Annotated in this window: 16 protein-coding genes and 1 pseudogene; 6 read left to right on the top strand and 11 right to left on the bottom strand. The window is 58.8% G+C overall.

The annotated features are described in order from the left end of the window. Positions 1–83: 83 nt before the first annotated feature. On the bottom strand, positions 84–479 hold the full coding sequence (locus HU751_RS20810; RefSeq protein WP_110737717.1) for a RidA family protein: 396 nt from the start codon (positions 477–479) through the stop codon (positions 84–86). Between the two features lie 140 nt (positions 480–619). Here HU751_RS20810 and HU751_RS20815 point away from each other — a divergent pair, with 140 nt between their 5' ends. After that, positions 620–1,534 carry a LysR family transcriptional regulator gene (locus HU751_RS20815; RefSeq protein WP_186732314.1) on the top strand — a complete coding sequence of 305 codons (915 nt, stop codon included), beginning with the start codon at positions 620–622 and terminating at the stop codon, positions 1,532–1,534. A 125-nt stretch (positions 1,535–1,659) separates the two neighbouring features. Here HU751_RS20815 and HU751_RS20820 read toward each other — a convergent pair whose 3' ends face one another. Next, positions 1,660–2,712 (bottom strand): MBL fold metallo-hydrolase, encoded by a 1,053-nt coding sequence (locus HU751_RS20820; protein WP_186732313.1) that lies wholly within the window; start codon positions 2,710–2,712, stop codon positions 1,660–1,662. Between the two features lie 317 nt (positions 2,713–3,029). Here HU751_RS20820 and HU751_RS20825 point away from each other — a divergent pair, with 317 nt between their 5' ends. Further along, on the top strand, positions 3,030–4,115 hold the full coding sequence (locus HU751_RS20825) for a DUF3616 domain-containing protein (protein ID WP_186732312.1): 1,086 nt from the start codon (positions 3,030–3,032) through the stop codon (positions 4,113–4,115). Between the two features lie 82 nt (positions 4,116–4,197). Here HU751_RS20825 and HU751_RS20830 read toward each other — a convergent pair. The 3 genes and pseudogenes from HU751_RS20830 to HU751_RS20840 all read right to left on the bottom strand — a co-directional run. Further along, positions 4,198–4,434: pseudogene (locus HU751_RS20830) on the bottom strand (DUF533 domain-containing protein); the annotation flags it as partial. Positions 4,435–4,786: 352 nt separating this feature from the next. Continuing rightward, complete coding sequence (locus HU751_RS20835) at positions 4,787–5,548, bottom strand: hypothetical protein (protein ID WP_186732311.1); 762 nt, start codon at positions 5,546–5,548, stop codon at positions 4,787–4,789. A gap of 189 nt (positions 5,549–5,737) precedes the next feature. After that, positions 5,738–8,614: a C1 family peptidase gene (locus tag HU751_RS20840; RefSeq protein WP_186732310.1), complete on the bottom strand. Its 2,877-nt coding sequence runs from the start codon at positions 8,612–8,614 to the stop codon at positions 5,738–5,740. A gap of 464 nt (positions 8,615–9,078) precedes the next feature. On the opposite strand from HU751_RS20840, the gene HU751_RS20845 reads away from it, so the two are divergent. Further along, on the top strand, positions 9,079–10,416 hold the full coding sequence (locus HU751_RS20845; RefSeq protein WP_186732309.1) for a hypothetical protein: 1,338 nt from the start codon (positions 9,079–9,081) through the stop codon (positions 10,414–10,416). A gap of 371 nt (positions 10,417–10,787) precedes the next feature. Here the strand turns inward: HU751_RS20845 and HU751_RS20850 are convergent, their stop codons facing one another. Next, positions 10,788–11,723 (bottom strand): LysR substrate-binding domain-containing protein, encoded by a 936-nt coding sequence (locus HU751_RS20850; RefSeq protein WP_186732308.1) that lies wholly within the window; start codon positions 11,721–11,723, stop codon positions 10,788–10,790. Positions 11,724–11,995: 272 nt separating this feature from the next. Here HU751_RS20850 and HU751_RS27050 point away from each other — a divergent pair, with 272 nt between their 5' ends. Beyond that, positions 11,996–12,466: a glutathione binding-like protein gene (locus tag HU751_RS27050; protein ID WP_367616991.1), complete on the top strand. Its 471-nt coding sequence runs from the start codon at positions 11,996–11,998 to the stop codon at positions 12,464–12,466. Positions 12,467–12,584: 118 nt separating this feature from the next. Next, on the top strand, positions 12,585–13,664 hold the full coding sequence (locus HU751_RS20860) for an NAD(P)/FAD-dependent oxidoreductase (protein ID WP_367616979.1): 1,080 nt from the start codon (positions 12,585–12,587) through the stop codon (positions 13,662–13,664). Positions 13,665–13,766: 102 nt separating this feature from the next. Here the strand turns inward: HU751_RS20860 and HU751_RS20865 are convergent, their stop codons facing one another. The 5 genes from HU751_RS20865 to HU751_RS20885 all read right to left on the bottom strand — a co-directional run bounded on the left by HU751_RS20865 (position 13,767) and on the right by HU751_RS20885 (position 18,090). Next, positions 13,767–14,741 carry a 5-oxoprolinase subunit C family protein gene (locus tag HU751_RS20865; RefSeq protein ID WP_186732307.1) on the bottom strand — a complete coding sequence of 325 codons (975 nt, stop codon included), beginning with the start codon at positions 14,739–14,741 and terminating at the stop codon, positions 13,767–13,769. Continuing rightward, positions 14,738–15,610 (bottom strand): 5-oxoprolinase subunit B family protein, encoded by an 873-nt coding sequence (locus HU751_RS20870; protein WP_186732306.1) that lies wholly within the window; start codon positions 15,608–15,610, stop codon positions 14,738–14,740. The genes HU751_RS20865 and HU751_RS20870 overlap by 4 nt, the downstream gene beginning before the upstream one ends. Continuing rightward, a complete protein-coding gene (locus HU751_RS20875; RefSeq protein ID WP_186732305.1) occupies positions 15,607–16,980 on the bottom strand; it encodes an acetyl-CoA carboxylase biotin carboxylase subunit in 1,374 nt (457 codons plus the stop codon). Before HU751_RS20875 ends, HU751_RS20870 begins: the two co-directional genes overlap by 4 nt. 10 nt (positions 16,981–16,990) lie before the next feature. Further along, positions 16,991–17,236, bottom strand: a complete 246-nt coding sequence (locus HU751_RS20880) for an acetyl-CoA carboxylase (protein WP_023629552.1) — start codon at positions 17,234–17,236, stop codon at positions 16,991–16,993. Positions 17,237–17,331: 95 nt separating this feature from the next. Further along, positions 17,332–18,090 (bottom strand): 5-oxoprolinase subunit PxpA, encoded by a 759-nt coding sequence (locus HU751_RS20885; protein WP_186732304.1) that lies wholly within the window; start codon positions 18,088–18,090, stop codon positions 17,332–17,334. 125 nt (positions 18,091–18,215) lie between these two features. On the opposite strand from HU751_RS20885, the gene HU751_RS20890 reads away from it, so the two are divergent. Continuing rightward, on the top strand, positions 18,216–19,133 hold the full coding sequence (locus tag HU751_RS20890) for a LysR family transcriptional regulator (RefSeq protein ID WP_186732303.1): 918 nt from the start codon (positions 18,216–18,218) through the stop codon (positions 19,131–19,133). Positions 19,134–19,239: the final 106 nt, after the last annotated feature.

Here is a 19,239-nt window from a genome sequence, read left to right on the forward strand (position 1 = left end):
GGGTAACCGGGGGCATACCAAGTGCAGCTAAATAGCACGAACGCTCCCTGCGACTTGAGTCGGAAGCTGGGGCTGGACCGCCTCTATTGCGGCAGTTTCGCGATCACCTTGATCTCGAAATCGAAGCCGGACAACCAAGTCACGCCAAGAGCGGTCACCGTGGGATAAGGCGCTTCGCCCCAATACTCGGCCGCCACCTCCCAGATGGTTTCGAATTTCGAGTCGGGATCGACCATGAAGATGGTCGTATCAACCACATCCTCGAAACTACTGCCGGCCTCGGCCAGGATCGCGTTGAGGTTGGCGAAGGCCAGACGAACCTGCGCCGCGAGGTCCGGCTCGGCCGAGCCATCCTTGCGGCTGCCGACCTGACCGGATACGAACAGAAAACCGTTGGAGCGAATCGCCGGCGAGTAGCGGTGCAGCTCGTACAAAGCATGGCGATCGGGTGGGAAAACGACATCACGTTTACTGGACATTGCCTACCTCGTTCTGGGCCATCGCGGCCCGGTGTTTACGGTGAGACCACTATAAAAAGGCCACCTACCTGGATAAACGGGCAGCTCTGGTCAGGACTGTTTGTATACTCCAAACAATCCAGGTGCGAACGAGGCGTGGAATGGACCGATTCGATGCAATGCAGGCGTTTGCCCGAGTGGTGGAAACCGGCAGTTTCACCAAGGCGGCCGCCACCCTGCACATGAGCAAGACCACTGTGACGCAGCTCATTCAGCAGCTGGAAGCGAGGCTGCGCGTGCGCCTGCTCAACCGCACCACACGCAAGGTCAATGTCACCGCCGACGGCGCGGCCTACTACGAACGCGTGGTCCGGCTACTGGTCGACATGGACGACGCCGAGACCAGCTTGTCCAGCGCGTCCATGACACCGCGCGGACGGCTGCGAGTGGATGTACCCAGCCCGCTGGCGCGAATGCTGCTCATACCCGCCTTGCCAGAGTTTTTTGCACGTTATCCAGAAATCCAGCTGACCGTGGGCGTGAGCGATCGCATCGTCGACATCATTAGCGAAAACGTCGACTGCGTGGTGCGTGGTGGCGAGATCACTGATCAGTCCCTGGTGGCAAGGCATGTGGGCGATTTGCAGCTCGGCATGTATGCCACGCCCGGCTACTTGCAGCGCTTTGGGACACCGGTGCACCCCCGTGAGTTAGAGGAAGGCCAGCACAAAACCATCGGCTTTCTCTGGTTTCATACAGGCAAAACCTTGCCCTACGCGATGCAGCGTGGCGAGGAGCGCATAGAGGTCCAGGCCCGCCCGCAACTGACGGTCGATGACGGCAATGCGTACCTTGCCGCCGGCCTGGCTGGCCTGGGGATGCTCTGGCTGCCCCAGTACATGGCCAAACCACACCTGATCAGCGGCGAGCTGCTGCCGTTGTTTGAAGACTGGCACATGTCGCCAATGCCGATGTACCTGGCCTTCCCGCCGAACCGCCATGTCAGCGCCAAGGTGCGGGTGTTTATCGACTGGATAATCGAGTTGATGGCCGAGCATGCGCCGGTGGCCGGATGAAACCGCTCTGGGTGATCGTAAACGGCATACCAGATTCCTTGACTGTCTGATTTGCAATGAGGATGAGGGATCAATATTCCGTAACACTGGAGAGCCTTACCCCGATTCACAGAGTGGATAAACATTTACGGCTCGCACAGGTTAGACATTGAATCAGCTACTTCTTTAGCCGCTCTCCCGGTTGCATCACTGCGCAAAGTCAGCTTTATCAAGTCAAGCGGTTGAGGTTTGATTACCTTTGCACCTGGCACGCTCATGCAGGTGACCTTGATCATGTCGTCAATATCCTGCAAAGGCAGGTCTTCAGCACCCTTGGCATCATCGACCAGAAAATTTTCCCAATGCCCAAGCACCACCAGCCGCGGCTGAGTGCGGGCGAGTAGCACACTCGGATAATTGTCGACCTTCTGCCAAGAGCTCACTGCCAGTATCTGAACATCTACAGCATTGCCGTCGTCCTCGAGCACTGGCAACCCGAAGGGTGGAGTGCTTGCCGAGTCCAGATAGTGAATCCGCAGAACCGTCTTGCCCGCGTCATCCAGCAGGTCAATCATCCACGCCAGCACCTGGCCTTGCTTCCAGCCCAAGGCTGTAGATGGCAACTCAGTGAGGTCGGGGTCAGCGTCATAACTGCCACTGGCCAAGGTATACCCGGCAAAATGCGGCGCATGCATGCTTTGAATCGGCATCGCGCGAAAATGCTTTCGGGTGGATTCGATCCACTCCCCCCTTTCCGCTGGTTTGTCCGCTTGTACCCTGGCCATCTTGCACTGGGCATCGACCACGCGTTCTGGCGCGATGACCGCGCGCAGGATGCGCCCAACCGTGACCGAGCCATAGGCGATTGCGTTTGGCGCACGGTGCTGCATTATCCAGGGCACATCGAGCAGATGATCGTAATGGCCATGACCGATCAGCAGCATGGTCACATCGTCGGCCGCCGGCATCTTTCGGGAAAGTTTCTCCTCGTCCGGCTTCATTGAAAGCGTGAAGGGCGAGGGATGGCTGAACAGCGGCGCTATCAGCAGGGCCTCGCCACGCCAGCGAATCAGATAACCGCCTATTCCCAGGAACTGGAAGGTCGGCGTCGATGCGGTGTCCGATGGCTCTGCGACTGCGAATGCAACGCGAAGATCGAAGACCAGAAGCAATAGCGTCAATATCCAGTAACGGACCATGCGCGCCCTCCAAGGCTGTTGCTCAAGGATGCTTCCCAACGTGAACGCCGAGTGCTGAAAAACTGTTTTTTCGGGGCAAACGCATCCACGGCCAACTCAGCGTCAGTTCGGCAACTTTCAACAGGTTTACCTTTTTATTTAGCGCTCAAACTTCTGACTCATACACTAGCACCGCCTAGGGAAACTGGCCGTATGCGCAAAGATCCATTTGTAATTTGACGGCTGGTCCGACCAACGTGTGTGCGCTCACGATCAGGCAGCGACTACCCTGAGTGGCAGGCATGCCACGCCGCCAGCGGCATAAGGAGGCAAACTTCATGAGCACGAAATGGGGCACCGTACTGTTCACCTTCGAGACCCCGTCGCTACGTGACGGCCTGTCGGCTGTCGAGCGCACAGGCGACTCGCTGTGGTTGGCGAATGACGAGACCACAAGCCTGGAGCGCCTGCAGATCGGCAAGGCAACGGACACGGGAACGATCACCTGCAACGAGCACCGGGTCTTCCCGTTGCAGGAATTTCTGAACCTGCCCGTGAAACAGGATGACGCCGAGATCGATATCGAGGGGCTGGCCTACGACACCCGCGAGGGATATCTGTGGCTAACAGGCTCCCATAGCCTGAAACGCAAGAAGGCCGACGCCAAAAAACCCGCCCACAAGAACATCAAGCGCTTGGCGACGGTGGAGGCCGATGGCAATCGTTACCTGCTTGCCCGCATCCCCGTGGTGTTAGAAGACGACCGCCATGCACTGGCCGACAAGGTCGACAGCGACGGGCGGAGCGCGGCGCAGCTGCGCGGCGACGACACCGGTAACGAGCTGACTGCGGCAATCGCCGAAGACGAACATCTGCGCGACTTCCTGCGCATCCCAGGCAAGGACAACGGGTTCGACATCGAGGGGTTGGCGGTTAATGGCCCACGACTGTTGCTGGGGCTGCGCGGGCCCGTGTTGCGCGGCTGGGCGGTGGTGCTGGAGATTGAACCCGAACAGGACGACAACTCGCCCGGCACCCTGCTGCTCAAGCCGATCGGCTCGGATGGGCGGCCCTACCGCAAGCACTTCTTCGACCTCGAAGGCCTGGGCGTGCGGGACCTGTGCTGGCAGGGCGACGACCTGCTGATCCTGGCCGGCCCAACCCTGGACCTCGATGGCCCGGTCACGGTGTTCCGCTGGCGTGGCGCCTTGGCCTCTGACGAGGAAAGCGTGGTGTTTAGGGACCAGTTGCAGAAGGTACTCGAGGTGCCATTCGGAAAAGGCGACGACCATGCCGAGGGTCTGTGCCTGTGCGAGCCGGGCGATGGAACGGGCGCAGTGCTGCTGGTGGTCTACGACGCCGCCGCCGAGCAGCGTAAACAGGGTGCGACGGGGGTAGAAGGCGACCTGTTCATCGTCAATTAGCGCGCCGGGTCTGGACAGGCGCGCGGAGTCTGCCCCTTGAGCTGCTGGCTGGTGTGTACGCGAGATCGCCCACGGAGACCAGTCAGGCGGCCCCCTTGGCCTGCTGTTCCAGGTGCACCTGCAACGTCCGATCGATGCCCAACGCACTGGCCAACTCATCAAGGTAGGCCCGCTCCGCGTCCTGCTGGTCATCCACCAGCATCACACTGGCCAGGTACATTTCCGCAGCCATGCCCGGGTCCTGGGCCGACTGTGCCACCTCGGCGGCATCGAGGGGCTTGCTGACTTCCTCATCCAGCCACTGCTGCAGTTGCGGGTCGCTGCGCTGACATGCCGCCGCGCCCTTGTTGCGCTTGCGAGCCCTGCCCGGCCCGAAGCAACTGTTCCAGCAGATCACTCGTGTTCATGGCACCGCCCTCGGTCGGTAGTCGTTGCCCAGACGAGCAACGATAGACCCCGCAAGGCGATCCGACATGACCGTCTGGCCGAGAGGTTACCCGAAGCTTGTCGAGCGCGGTTAAGCAGCTAAATAGCACACATGCTCCCGATCGCTTACCTGCCCTTCACGAAGGGCGGCTTTCGATCCAGAGCGGATGCTCTGCGGCAGGCCATTGACTATTGATGGTTAGGCTCTCCGCCCCCTGGGCCTCTATATGAGACTGGACCAGGTCTTATTGCTTACATGAGTGTGAAAGCCAAAGCTCAAGTGAAGGGGTAGTGGTTGCTGCTTGTGCTTGTACCGCACGAAGTTGGATGGGACATCCCTTTGATAAAAAGAACGCTTCAGTAGACTTGAGCAGCGCGACTGCGTCCTGTTCGTCTTTCGGGTGAAAATATTTAACCAACGGATTGTATTCGCCTGCCAGCCGCTCTGCTCCTGGAGCGGAGTAGTTTTGTGCTTCAAGGCTCTTCCTCAATTCGTTGATAAGTGACCGACTCAAACCACCTTGGAACTGAATATAAACCAAGCGGCGTTTCAGCAACGCTGGATTTTCCTTTTTAACCTGCGAGGTCAGCTCGGCAAGACTATTTCTGAGCTCTTGAACAGACCTCGCGGCATCAGCTTCCTGCTTGCGAGCCTCATCACGCAGTTTGACCGCTGAGTCTGCCTCGGCTTTGGCGGTGGCTGCAGTAGTCTCGGCCACTCTGGCCTTTTCGCTCGCCTGCGAAGACTTGGTTTCAGCGAGTTCTACCTGAGCTTTCGCTACAAAAAGGCTTCCACCCGCAGTGATCGCTCCACCTATCCCCAGGACGATTGCACCTAAAATTTTGATAACCTCAGACCAGTAGGCCCCCCTATTCTGTCGGGGTACCGCTGCCGCCTCTTGTTCGAGCTTTGTTTTTTCTGCCCTGAGCTTCTCTGTCTCGGCGCGCAGCTTTTCAATCTGGACGGCTTTCAGGGCAGGGTCTTCAGAATCAGGTCGTATTGCCATCATACTCTCCAGTAAGGACAACGCTTAAGCTGACGGGTAGGAAAATCATGGTTTATGGCTGTCCGGTAAACGAAGTGGGTTCAGTCGAGCGTAGTGTGACGCTGCGCTACCAAAGCGAATTTCGTTACCGGACAACAAGGCTGCTCCCCTTTCCACAGACGATCCGCACCGTGAATGTTCGGTTTCCTGTCAGAAGCCCCGCAGATCATCCACCGGCAACTTGAGTTCCTGCTTCGGCCCAATTCCGGTTATGCGCTTGAGCGTACGGCTTACTACATCCACGCTGTTATCGAAGCAACCATGGTTCGGTTTGATAGTGACATTGGAGCTATTGTCGGGACCGTCCGATCGGTAGCTGAACACCTCTGTTTTGTCGAGGATCTCGATCTGTTTACGCTTGGCCAGGCCCGCCAACTGGACGGTCTGGCGCCATTTGCCAAGAGCCTCGCCTGTGCTGGAGGAGCCGTCCCATCCCTTGTAATCGGGGTCAAGCACGTTGGCCTGGCCAAGGACCGGCGTGCGTAGGTCACCTTCCAGCGCGTTGGACACCAGATAGAGCAGCGATTTGCCATAAGGACCAATACTGTCGTCGCGCTCATTGCGGTCCGAAAGTATGTCCAGGTAGAGGTTCTGCATCAGCGTCTCGTGAGGAGCGAAGTGTCGATTGGCAAACTGCACCGTGCACGCTGGCGCGTAGAGGTGGAGCGAGCGGGCGTTCATTTCGAGACCACGTTCTGCGAGCAGGTCGATGACATGGCCAAGGAAGATCGCTCCAGCCGAGTGCCCCACCAGATGGATTTCCAGTTGGTCGCCCCAGGTCCTGATCAGGTTCTGCAGGGCAGTCACAAGTTTGTCGCCGCCGCGGGTGGGCAGGTTGGCGAACATGGCGTTTTCTTTCATCTCACTCCAGATCGGCCGGGCGAAGGGCCGGCCAATTCCCCGCTCGAGGAGGAGGTCGGCACCGTCCTGAAGACTTTCGCGCAAACCGCCGACACGGGATGGTTCACGCTGGAACATATCGGTGATGATGTCCGTGATGGATTCCAGTACACCGGTCTTCCAGACGATGAACAACGGATAGCAGCCATTGCCCAGGAAATAGCGTCCCATTGCCCTCGCACGCTTGATGGCGGTGGCCTGATCATTCAGTCCGCCATGGGCGTAGAGCACTAGGCGCTTGGTCTTGTCCGGCTGGGAACGAAACCACTGATCAGGTAGTCCGCAGGCCTGATACTGCAGTGAACGGTTCAACTCGTCCTGGGTGAGGTGACGATCAATACGTCCGTTGTTTCCGAAGATCACGCTGTGATCATAGGCCTTGGGTTCATCCCACCACTGGGAGCTGTCGACAGTGGCCGCAGTGATTGCCCTGCTGCGATCTGCGGCCAATTGACCAAGCATCACGCCCGGCACACCAAGGGCTGTGACCCATGCATCCATGCCATTGGCGAGCCAGTCGGCATAGCTCAGCAAGGCGAATCCTCCCCCACCCCAGGTGATACCCCAAGAGTTCTGCACGATGAAGCCGATAGCGTTGAACCCGACGAGGGCAAAGGCGTGGCCGCCGCTCTGCGATGGCCTGCCGTCGAACGCAATGGCAGGCAGGCCACTATGTGTGTTGACCTTGCCCTTTGTTTCTGCAACCTGGTTCCAGCCCTCGTGAGTGAAAGCTGACACATAGATCGCACCGACCTGGCAGATGGCGGCCTGTAAATCTGTGATGGAAGTGATATCAATCCGATAGTAGACGCCCAATGTGTTGTCGGTTGCACGGGTTGCATAGCCGAACTTCGGCGGTTGGGTTGCCTGGTCATCGTAGGGCCAGTCGGACTCCAGGCACACGCCGTGGTGTTGCCAGCCCTTCAAGGCGCCACGACAACTGGATCCCTCGTAGTCCTCGCCGGCGAACTCATCGTAGCGTCGCGCATAGTTGTAAAGCATCCGCGGGCTGACCGACTCCAGAGCGTTAAGGTTGCTGTTCTTGCGCCAACGCAGGTAATTGACCACACAAGCAAGACCGAAACCGGTGCAGGCACCTTCCCGACCCTGATCGAGGATCAACCCTGACTGGGTGTAACCCGGCAGATACTCCTTTATCAGATCGTCCGGGGGGAAGGCATCAGGAAGGCTTGAAGGCGGTGGCATGTAGGTGCGGTCACGCAAGTCCACCGGATCTTTGCTGGCATCAAGCTGACGCGCAACTGGCGTTGGCTTCGCTGCTGTCTTTTTCGCCACGACGCCCTTGAACAGACGGGCGCGAGTCGGCTGGGGAATAAGCTTCGCAAGTCTGAAGACATCGATAAAACGCTCAAGGCCGTGGGCGCCCTTGTTGACTGCCTTGCGAGCTGCACGATAGTTCTCACTGGTCAGGGCCTTGCGAATCTCGGACGCATGGTCGGCAAGGAATGTCGCCAGGAGGACGGCTGCCACCTCGGGAGCATTGGCAAGATCAGGTTGCGTTTCGACATCCAGGCCAATGCGCTCTGAATAGATGTAATAGTTGTGATGGCCGGTCAATTGTACGAAACCACGGCCGCGGAAGTTAGCACCCTCACCGGGCTTGGAGTTGCCGAGGTCCTTTCTGCCCTCGTAGGCACTGAAGGGTGGCATGCCAGGGGTGGTATTAAATTTCGAGGGAAACTCCGAGATGGGCACGAAACCTTCGGTCTCTGCACGTATGGTGCCCAACGCAGTCAGTATCATCGACCTGTCAGTCAGGTCGGTCGCTGCCAGGGCCGCGACGACATAGGGGAGGTAGCGTTGGATGTTCGACGCTTTGGTTGCGGGGAACAATAACTTCACCGTATCCACGTCCAGCGCCATAGCCAGGTCTTTGAGCTTACGCAGACCCAGCAGGCTCTGGCAGTAAGGACCGACTATTCCATCTGCCACTATGCCGATGCCCGACTGCCAATGACGGACTGCCGATTCCGTCAATGCGTCGAACTCACTTCCTCCAGCAAGCCCGGGGAATCCCCCCTCGTCGTCGGCCAGCGCGCTGGCCAATTGTTTGCGAAGTTCAGTTACCTCACCGCCACTCTGGTTACGTGCCAATAACATGCCCATGACTCTACCTCCTGCGCTCCATGTTCCCAATGCTGCATTGGTTGCAGCCCATGCCGGGCACCAGACGTACAGAAATACCGTCCCTGACTAGAAGGAACGGTTGAGATAAACGGCGCTGAGACGACGGGAACAACACCACAGAGCAGTTTTTGAGGTCGGGCGCAAGGCGCTTTGGAGTATAGCCGTGCTGGAGAAAATATGATGACGACATCCTCGGAGGCCACCAGGGTAAGGGTGATCTATGCTCAGCCCCCAACAGTTGACGTTCGGCAAACTTTTCCATGGAGAAAGTAGACAGGCTAAAAATTTATTCCAATTTGCGATTATGACTATTCCAAGAATAAGGACAGATAAACCCCCATGACTGCCAAAGCTAAATAAGCACTCGAAGAGACGTGCTACGCTTCAGCTGAAGACGCTGTCATTGAGTGTGGCGAGCAACACTTATCTTGCAGGAGAAGGACATGCACCGCCTTATCCAGTTCATAAACAAAATTAGCGGAACGATACTGTTCTTGTTCAATTTCGGCGCCAGCGTCATCTTATCTATTGCGCTTACGTTTTTTCCGCCATCATCCAGTGGAGCACCACCAGAATACCTCTGGAACAGCTATTGCCTTATCATTGGAGTACTTATCTTCATCGGGCTTTGCCTAGGCGAATCGATGATCAAGTCAGAAACCTTTTTTTCTGATTTCAATCGAGATTTTAGAAATTTAAAAATAAATGGATGCGAAGTAGAGTACATGGGTAGAGCAGGTAGCTTACTCGACTCACACTTCTTTAGACTAAAGAAACTTTGCGAGCAAGCCACCACGGTAAAAAACACATTGATTTTCTACGGGAGAAACAACAAAGGGCATGAAATGGCTCGAGAATTTATTTCGAGGCAGCCATTGGAGAAGCGATTCTTACTAATCGATACAGTCATCAATCATGGAGGACAATGGCACGAACTATACTCCGACGTGGGACTATTACAGGAGATCGAAGGTCAGGTGACGCTGCGAAAGTCACGCACCGATAGTGGAAACGTAGACTATGACCCGCGAGTCATGGAGGCGGTGTATCCGGTGATCAATTTTGTCATTTTTTCCAATGACAACACTGAAAATTCATCCGCAAATTCAGGCACAGAAGTTTGGTTCGGATTTGGCCTCTTTGAGGGGGCTATTGACACTTCGGTTTTCCGAACAAAAAACCGAAAATTAATTGCTTATTTCAACCAGTACTGGACCGCTCTGGAGGCTGACAGTAAAAAATGGGAAGGTTCTACTCGCAGTGATACCGTAGGCGTCTGGTTTAATGTTTCGTATGATTCTAATGGAATAGCCGATTGCTGCGTAATGATAATACAACTGATCGGTAGAGCGCTTTTCATAAAGGGGCAGATTTTCAGCAGGACCGATACGGATTATGCTTATTCTGGAAAATTTGAATCGACTTCCGCATCATTTCGCTGCGTATCGAATGGCGGAGGCTCAAAATTAGACTTTACATTTAGCGGATCATCAAACGCAAATGCCGGCATCAATGGGGCAGGCTTTTATGAATTTAAAGCATTGGACAAATTTGAATTCTTCACCGGATTAGTATTCAATGAGCGCAAGAATGTAAAAAAAATATTTGGAGAAAGGCTGCCGAGAACAATAGCCGATCAGTTGACTACTGTTGATGATGAAAACCTGACCCACTTAAAAGGCGGTGGATTTCAAAAAAAATTCATCAACGAGCATATACATACCGTAAAGAAAACTCCACCGTTAGATGGCGATACACCGTTCATCCCTAAACGGCGTTGATATGAAATCACTAGGATCTGTACGAAGTGTGTCTGCGCGAAGGCCAGACAAGGCGGAACGGGGGGAGGAAGCGGAGTGTACTGGAGTACATGAGCATTCCGAGCCCCATTTCAACGCAGTATGGGCGAGTGCAGATACATTTCGTACAGAGCCTAAGGTTTTTATCTAGGTGCAATTGGTTCGCCTTGCCTAGCATAGGGCATGTGAGGCCGCCAGTAACAATAGGGCCTTTTTCAATCTTGCCTGCCGCGAACGGCTGCTTTGGGTCGATAGCTACCTTTCGTCCCAAGGCAGACACTCGCGTCACCCCACGCCTGAGCTCCACCCGCCCAACCTTGCCGCTCTACCCACCTCAACTCGTCATCACCATCCTACGCGCAGACACCTGAACCAGACTCTCCAGCACAATCACCCAATACCGCCTCAGCCTCAACCCGCGCTTGAATCCACTCAACAAATGCACGCACCTGCACTCGCCGCATGTTTTCCCCGCGACCAACCAGGTAATAAGCAAACCGCGAAGGCCAGGCCCGGTCCAGCGCCACCACCAACCTGCCACTTCGCAATTCCTCTTCGGCATGCTGCGCCTGTACCAGGGCAATACCCTGCCCACTGACAGCCGCACGCACCAACAGCAGATCCTCGTCAAAGCTCGGTCCCCGGCGGCTACGGTGATCGGGCTCGACACCATGAGCCTGCAACCACAGCGTCCAGTCGGCTCGATCAGCATCCTGCAGGAGTGGGTAGTGCAAGCAGTCCTGCGGCGCCTCCAGAACCGGCCCGCCAGCAAGCAGACCAGGGCTGGCCACCGGTAGCAGCACAGGCGCCAGCAGCGGTATCGACTCCAGCCCCGGGTAATCCCCCAGGCCATGACGCAGGGCAATATCGACAGGCTCCCGGTGCAGGTCGACAAGCTCGGCCGTGGACTGCACCTGCACATCGATCTCCGGGTGCAGCGCATTGAAGTCCGCCAACCGCGGTACCAGCCAACTGGACGCGAATGACGGCTGGGTGCTGATCGTCAGGGTGTTGGCCCGCGTCAGCACTTGAAGATCGAGCAGCGCGCTTTCGATCTGGCCAAACCCGCGTGACAGCCCCGGATAAAGGCTCGCGCCCGCCTCCGTGAGCTGCACGCCATAACGGCTGCGGGTCAGCAAGGTAACCCCGAGGCGATCCTCCAGCAGGCGAATCTGTTGACTGATAGCGCCCGGGGTCACGCCCATGCGCTCGGCGGCGGCCTTCAGGCTGCCCAGGCGAGTGGTTTCGGAAAAGGCACGCAACGCGAGCAACGGCAACACGGCACCCATGCAATACCAACCTTAGAAAAACTGATCTGAGTAAGTGGAATGATCGTTCGTAAACCACCTGGATGATACCTAGCATAGCGTTGTGCCAGACACATTCGAATCAGTTTTATTAAGGTGAACAACATGCAGGACCCTGCGTTTGTGCTTTATACCGACAGCTCCCCCAACGGTTTCAAGATCACCATTGCCCTCGAGGAAATGGGGCTACCCTATCGCCTGGTCCACGTGAACATCGCCACGAAGACTTCCTGGCACTCAACCCGGCAGGCCGCATCCCGGTGCTGGTAGACCGCAAAGCCGGCATCGTGCTGTTCGAATCAGCCGCGATTCTCTTGTACCTGGCGCAACACACCGGCCAATTGCTCGAACAGGCCGCGCAACCGCGTTGGGCGGCAATCACCTGGCTGATGTACCACAGCGCCAGCATGGGCCCGTTGTTGGGTCAGCGCGTGCACTTCGAGTGCTTCGAGCCCATCCCCAATCCTGCGGCGCAGAAGCGCTACCTCGCCCTCACCGAGGATGCCTTCGCACTTCTCGACCAGCAGCTCGCCACCCGTCCATGGCTGGCCGGCGAATCCTATTCGATTGCAGATATCGCCAGCTTCGCCTGGCTGCACATCGCCGAGATCGTTGGCTTCGACTTCAGCCCCTACCGCCATCTGAACCTCTGGTACCGACAAATCGAGCAGCGTCCCGCCGTGCAGCGCGGCATTCGCCTGCCGGCGCCCGCTACCGGCCCCTGACTCCACAGCAACGGCCAGAAGCAGATACTCGATAATCACCCCGAAAAAGAACGTTCTCATGTGATGAAAGTCCCCGCTGTCGTACCATCGACCCATCGACAGAACGGAGGTTGATAGAGTGACAGGTCAGAGCAAACGGATCGTTGTCATTGGCGCAGGCATCATGGGCGCATCCCTGGCGTATCACCTGGCGCGTAAAGGCGCGAAGGTCACCGTGGTCGATGCTGAAGGCATAGCATCGGGCGTGACCAGCCGCTCATTCGCCTGGATCAATACCTCATTCTCCGAATCCGACCCCATCGCACAATTGCGTGGCGCTGCGATCGAAGCTTACCACCAACTCGAGACTGAGCTGCCGGGCCTGAAGGTACGATGGACGGGGGCCCTGTGCTACAGCGAGATGTCGAGCGCAGCGCCGACGGCTGCAAGTAACCCGCCTTTGGCTAACAGCCTCTCTCGATCACAGATTCAAGACCTTGAGCCCAATCTCAAGCACCCGCCTGAGTCTGCTTCCTATGCGCCAGCAGAAGGCGCGCTGGACCCCGTGGCCGCTACCCATGCGTTGATCGCTGGTGCCGAGGCCCATGGCGCGAGCATGCTCACTGGAACGCCAGTGTTCGGCCTTGCAATCCAGCATGCAAAGGTGACCGGCGTTGAAACTGCAATGGGCATCATCGAAACCGATATCGTCGTCGTGGCAGCCGGGACAGGTATCACAAAGCTGACGGACAAGCTGAACGTGTCGCTTCCGATAGAGGCCTCACCTGCCCTGCTCATCCGCTACAAGACGCAACCCGACCTGGTGCGCACCCTCATCTCCAGCCCTGCAATGGAAGTAAGGCAAACTGCGCAAGGGACGCTGCTGGCAGCAGAAGATTACCTGGACGACACCGTGGAAAATCAGCCGGCCGCGATAGCGCTACGAACGGCCAAGGCCATTCAAAACGAGCTCCATGGCGTCACTTCCATAGAGCCGGAATGGGCGGGTATCGGGTTCAGGCCCATGCCTGCCGATGGGACTCCCATCATCGGTTATCTACCCAAAGTGGGCGGCGTCTATGTATGTGCAGTGCACCCCGGCGTTACGTTGGCGGCGATAGTGGGGAGACTCGCCAGCGAGGAGATCATCGATGGCGAGGTTTGCAGTGCCCTGGGGCCATGTCGGCCAGATCGCTTTGTCCCAATGCCAGTCAAGTGATGCGCGACTCCGACCGCTCCCCGCCTGTTTTAGCCTTGCCTGACCACCGCTCGGTGACTTTCCGTACAGGTGTAACAACTAAACCCTACTAAATCGACTGCATCAGGAAGGGAACAGCTTGCTCAGACAGCTGAGCTTTTTCTTATAGGAACGTCGGGCTTGCAGCGCCTCTTCCAGCGTCACCGCAACGAAGCGGGCCTTCTGGTTGGGTTGCATCTGGCCGACCAGATCGAGATCAGCGCTGATCACCGTGCCGATCATCGCGTAGCCGCCACCGGACACTGCATCGCGGTGCAGGATGATGGGCTCGAGCCCTGCCGGCACCTGAATGGAGCCGATCGGGTAGCAGCTGTCGACGATGTTCGAAGGATCGGAGCCGGCGCCGAACGGTTGCTCGCGAGGCTGGAAGCTCAGCGGGCTGCCACCCTTGAAGCGATAGCCGATGCGATCTGCCTCCGAGCCGACGGTCCAGGCTTCGGCGAAAAAGCTGTCCGCCGCCGCCAGGGTCAAGCGGTCGTAGTACAGCCCCGGCACCACCCGCAGGGTGATCTCCCCTCCCAGCGACTGACGCAACGCCATGGGCAGGCTCGCCCCGACACGCCCCTTGCCGCTGGCGGTGCCTACCGGCAGTTCATCACCAATCACCAGCCTGCGCCCCTGAAAACCACCCAGTGTCCCCAGCGCGTAGGTGGAGCGACTGCCGAGCACCACCGGCACATCGATACCGCCGGCCACCGCCAGATAAGCCCGCGCGCCAGCCTTGGGAAAATCGAAACGCAGCACTTGTCCGGCCTTCACTTCGAAGGCGGTGTCCAAGTGCATGTCCACGCCATCGACCTTCGGCGTCATCTGCGCACCACATACCGCCACCAGGGCGTCCTGCTGAAATTCCAGCTCCGGCCCCAGTAACGTGCACTCCAGCGCCGCCGAATTGGCCGGATTGCCCACCAACTGGTTGGCCGCGCTCAGGGCGTACTGGTCCAGCGCCCCGGAAGGCGGGATACCCAGGTGGTAGTAGCCTTCGCGGCCGAGGTCCTGCACCGAGGTGGCCAGACCGGGTTTGAGCACCTTGATCATGCCAGCACCTCCTGCAGCGACTTGGGATAGCCGATCGGGTCGGCGAGGAACGCATCGAGCGAGAACTCCACCGGACGGATGCGCAAATCGAAGCGCCCGGCTTCGACCTCGGCCACGGCGTGGTCATAGGCATCGCGGTCCATCGGCCTGAACTGCACGATGTCGCCGGGACGGAAGAACACCATGTGTTCCTTCAGGTAGGCCAGGTTCTGCTGCGGGTCGTAGATCGGTGCCGGGGTGACGCCAAACATCTGGTAGCCACCGGCGCCACGTACCGAGTAGATGCAACCGAAGCAGCCGCCATGGCCCAGGGTCAGTTTCGGTGTGTCGGTGCGGGGTCGCAGGTACTTGGGCACTTGTAACTGGCGTTCGCGCTCGACCATCTGGAACATGAACGGCAGGCCCGCCACGAAGCCCACCATCGAAACGAACCAGGGCGCACCACTGTGGGCGGCGATGAACGCCTCGACGTCGGCCAAGCCGTTGATGCGCGCGGCGTACTCCAGGTCCGTGGCATTCGGGTCCTGGTGGCGGTCGCGAAAGCGCATCAGGGTTTCGTGGGTCCAGGGATCGTTGTAGAGCACCGGGATCTCGATGATCCGGGTGTGCAGGGTGCGCTCGGCCACGGCCTTGGCCTCGGCCCCCTTCACCGCTTCAAGCAGATCGGCCGGCGCGACGCGATCCGGGTCAAAGCGGATCTGGAACGAGGCGTTGGCCAAGCACACGTCGAGCACGCCATCGAGGGCCAGACGCTCCACCGCGCGGGTGACCGCCATGCCCTTGAAGAAGGCTTCAAGGGACATGCTGTCGCTGACTTCGGCAAACAGATGTTCGTCGGCGCCAAAGCTGTAGCGAATCGGACTGCTCATGCTGCACCTCCGCTGCGGCGCTCGGCCAGCCAGGATTCCAAAGTGCCGGTGTGGAAATCGGCGGTGTGCAACCAGGATTGCTCCAGCAGTTCGCCGTGCAACGACAAGGTGCTGGCCATGCCGGTGAGCGTGGTCTGCTCAACCGCCAGTCGCGCGCGGGCCAGGGCCTCGGCGCGATCACGGCCATGAACAATCAGCTTGGCCAGCAGCGAGTCATAGTATGGCGGTACCCGGTAGCCTTCATACAGATGGCTGTCGATACGCACGCCCTCGCCTTGTGGCCAGTTCAGCGCTTGCACAAGCCCTGGGCTTGGGAAGAAATTCCGCGCGGGGTCTTCGGCGTTCAGGCGCATCTGCAAGGCTGCGCCGTTGATCTCGATATCGCTTTGCTTGAGTCCCAGTGGCTCGCCACCGGCAATGCGCAACATGGCCTGGACCAGATCGATACCGGTGATCAGCTCGCTGACCGGATGTTCCACCTGGATCCGTGTGTTCATCTCGATGAAGAAAAACTCGCCGGTGGCGTCATCGTACAGATACTCAAGGGTGCCGGCGCCCTTGTATCCCAGCGCCTCGGTCAGGCGCACGGCGCTCGCGCACAGGGCCTCGCGCTGCTGCGCATCGAGGACCGGCGACGGCGCTTCCTCGAAGATCTTCTGGCGACGGCGTTGCAGCGAACATTCACGCTCGAACAGGTGCACCGCCTGCTTGCCGTCGCCCAGCACCTGCACTTCGATATGCCGGGCCTTGCCGATGAAGCGCTCCAGATACACCGCGCCATTGCCAAAGGCGGCCTGGGCTTCGCGCTGGGAACGGGGGAATTCTTCGCGCAACTGTTGCAGGTTTTCCGCCAGGCGAATCCCGCGTCCGCCGCCTCCGGCCGAGGCCTTGATCAGCAGCGGGAAACCGACAAATTTGGCGGCCTCGACCGCCGACTCCACATCGAACAGTTCATCGGGAGAACCCGGCACCACCGGTACGCCCGCCGCTTGCGCGGTGCGCCGGGCTTCGGCCTTGTCACCCATGCGGCGGATGGTCTCGGGGCATGGGCCGACGAAAATCGCGCCAGCCGCGAGTACGGCTTCGGCGAATTTGGCGTTTTCCGAAAGAAAGCCGTAACCCGGGTGCACCGCGTTGGCCCCGGTGGCCTTCAGGGCACCGAGCAAGGCCTCGACATTGAGGTAGCTCTTGTCAGCACGGGCCGGGCCGAGGATGTGCACTTCGTCGGCCATGCGCGCGGCCTGGGAGTCGGCGTCTGCTTCGCTACATGCCGCCACGGTTGGAATCCCGAGCGCTTTCGCGGCACGGATGATCCGCACGGCGATCTCGCCACGGTTGGCGATCAGCAGTTTACCAATGGCTTGGGTCATGGTCGTGCCCTCACGCGTCTTCGAGTGTCGCGATGACCTGACCCGGTTCCACCGGATCACCGTCTTCGACCAGAAAAGCGTCCAGACGCCCTGCCGTACCCGCGGTCAGTTCGGAAAACTGCTTCATGACCTCGATCAGGCCAATCACCGTGTCGGCGCTGACGTTGGCACCGGCCTCGACGTAGTTCGGCGACTCCGGGGTGGCCTTGCGGTAGAAAGTCCCCGGCAACGGGGTGATGACTGTGTGCTGCGCCATGTCTGTTCCTCTTGGAATAGTTGTAGAAAGGCAGGCAAAAAAATCTGTGTGTCGAGCAAACCCTGGCGTCTGCGTGCCAGGTGTCTTAGATGGCGTTATCGCGGTGCGCGCACCTGGATCCCCGCGCCATCGAGCGCTTTGCGGGTGGCCTCGACCAGTGCCAGGGCACCGGGCGTATCGCTGTGCAAGCAGATGGAATCGAATTCGATCGCCAGGTCTTCACCTTCCACCGTGCGCACCACGCCTTGCTGACAGGCACGCAGGACCCGCGCAGCGACTTGCGCGGGGTCGTAGGCACGCACATTGCGGGTGAAGACGATGGAGCCGCTGATGTCGTATTCGCGGTCGGCGTAGAACTCGCGGATCACCGGTTGGCCGAGCTCCGTGGCGATACGCCAGATCGTCGAGTCGGGCATGCAATACAGCAGCAGTTCAGGCTCCAGGCGCTGCAGGTTTTCCACCAGCAAACGCGCCGCTTCTTCGTCCCGGGCCAGGTGCATGTACAGCGCACCGTGAGGTTTGATGTGTTGCAGGGCCACGCCTTGAACTCGGGCGAGCTCACGCAGGGCGCCCAGCTGATACAGCATGTCGTCCACCAGCTCCTGGGCCGATGCATGGATGTGGCGGCGGCCGAACCCGACCAGGTCGCGAAAACCCGGATGGGCACCGACGGCCACGCCCAGGCGCTTGGCCTGCTCGACCGTGCGACGCATGGTGCCGGGGTCGCCGGCATGGAAACCGGTGGCGATGTTGGCCGAGCTGATGAAGCCCATCAGTTCGTTGTCGACCCCGTCGCCGATAGTCCACGGACCGAAGCCTTCGCCCATGTCCGAGTTGAAATCTACTGCCTGCATGACACGTGCTCCTGACGCTTGTGACTTCATGCAGAGCACGTTAAGTTCCAACCACCCCCTTGGGAAGATCTATTATCCGAGGGGATATCTTCTGAAAAACAGATACCCCATCAAGCGGAGTGTTCATGTCTCTGACCCTGCGCCAGGTTCGCTACTTCGTCGCCACGGCCGAGATCGGGCAAATCTCCCAAGCTGCGATTCATCTGAATATTTCCCAGTCGGCGGTAACCACTGCGATCAAGGAACTGGAGGGCATGCTCGGCACGCTGCTGTTCCAGCGCTCGGCCCAGGGCATGAGCCTGACCGATGCCGGACGGCACTTTCTCAATCGGGCCTACGTGATCTTGCGCAGCGTCGACGACGCCCTTAACAGCCCACTGCCGGACGTTCGCGCCACCGGCCTGTTGCGGGTAGCGGCCAGTTACACGGTGATCGGCTACTTCCTGCCGCACCACCTGCAACGCCTGGAACACTGGCACCCGGACGTGGCCATCGAAGTGCACGAACGGGAGCGCCAGGCCATCGAGCAAGGCCTGCTGGAAGGCGAGTTCGACATGGCGGTGGTGCTGACCTCGAACCTGACCCACCCGGACATCGTCTCGAAAACCCTGTTCAATTCCGAGCGTCGGCTGTGGCTGCCCAGCCATCACCCGCTGTGCGAACGCTCGGCGGTGAGCCTTGCCGACGTCACACAGGAGCCCTTCATCCTGCTTACCGTCGACGAAGCCGAACAAAGCGCCATGCGTTACTGGGAACATGCCCACCAGCAACCCAACGTGCGAATCCGCACCAGCTCCGTGGAAGCTGTGCGCAGCATGGTGGCCAACGGCAGCGGCGTGGCGATTCTCTCCGACCTGGTACACCGCCCCTGGTCGCTGGAGGGTAAACGCATCGAAACAGTGACCATCAGCGACAAGGTCACCCCCATGAGCGTCGGCCTGGCCTGGCATCGCGAGCGGGAATTCAGCCCGGCGATGCATGCGTTCCACAATTACTTCCACGACGCCTTCCTGGCGCCGCAACAACTTTCCGCACGGCGCTGAAAGCTACGAAAGCCTATTCGAGTGATGGGCAGACGTGACGTTGCAAACGACCACTTTCGGTGGCTGTGAAATGGCGATTAAGACAGGCTGAGGAATGCGTACATAC

Source organism: Pseudomonas peradeniyensis, from assembly GCF_014268935.2.
Taxonomy (GTDB): Bacteria; Pseudomonadota; Gammaproteobacteria; order Pseudomonadales; family Pseudomonadaceae; genus Aquipseudomonas; species Aquipseudomonas peradeniyensis.